This is a genomic window from Delftia acidovorans NBRC 14950, assembly GCF_001598795.1.
GTDB lineage: Bacteria > Pseudomonadota > Gammaproteobacteria > Burkholderiales > Burkholderiaceae_C > Comamonas > Comamonas acidovorans.
In genome coordinates, this window is the sequence record NZ_BCZP01000079.1 from 1 (window position 1) to 1,013 (window position 1,013).

Sequence of the window (1,013 nt, forward strand, 5' to 3'; positions counted from 1 at the left end):
CGCATGGTGATCGCGGCGGAGCCCGAGACCTGCGTGCGAAAGATCGCAGCTGCCTCGCGGCCCGTACCAAGCCTGCCATCTTGAGGGCTGAACTATTTTTCAACCGGGGCGCTGGAGTGCTCGCTACCACACAGGAGCACTCCTATGGGCAAAACAGTGGTGGGCGTGAACAGCCCCCGCGCGGTCAAGCGCTTTTCCGGCGACCTGGCCCTCGATGTCTCTCAAGCCTCGTACTTCGGCAAGCGCTTCGCGGCCGTGGGCCAGGGCGCCAAGACGCCAATCCAACTGCTGACGGATCTGGAATCCGAAGCCGGCGACCTGGTCAGCTATGACCTGCTGGCCGAGCTGCGCATGGCGCCCGTCGAGGGCGACGATGTGCTGGAGGGCAAGGAAGAAGGGCAGCGTTTCTACACCGATGAGCTGTACATCGACCAGGCGCGCGGCGGCGTCAACACCGGTGGCCGCATGTCGCGCAAGCGCACGCTGCACGATCTGCGCATGCGCGCCAAGCAGCAGCAGGCCAACTGGTGGGGCCGCTTCCAGGACGAGCTGACCTTCACCTACCTGTCGGGCTCGCGCGGCGTCAATGCCAACTTCATCCTGCCGTTGGGCTACCAGGGCCGTGCCAAGAACCCGCTGACGGCGCCTACGCCCAACCAGCACCTGTTCGGCGGCGATGCCACGGCGGTGGCCAACCTGGATGCCACCGACAAGATGTCGCTGGCTGTGGTGGACCGTGCCCGCGTGCGCGCAGACAGCCAAGGCGGCGGCGCCACCAACATCCCCGTCATGCAGCCCTGCGTGGTCGATGGCGAGGAAGTGTTCGTCATGGTCATGCACACCTTCCAGGAAGACGACCTGCGCAAGGAAACCGGCACGGGCGGCTGGCTGGAACTGCAAAAGGCTGCAGCCGCTGCGGTGGGCTTCAAGTCGCCGCTGTTCAAGAGCGCGCTGGGCATGTACCGCAACGTGGTGCTGCACTCGCACCGCAACGTGATTCGCCACAACACCCA

1 protein-coding gene is annotated in these 1,013 nt (G+C 65.4%); it reads left to right on the forward strand.

Going from position 1 to position 1,013, the window contains the following annotated elements; genetic code table 11:
* Positions 1–144 precede the first annotated feature (144 nt).
* Positions 145–1,013 (forward strand): N4-gp56 family major capsid protein (locus DA1_RS29325; RefSeq protein WP_062794208.1); only part of this gene is annotated, 869 nt, incomplete at its 3' end.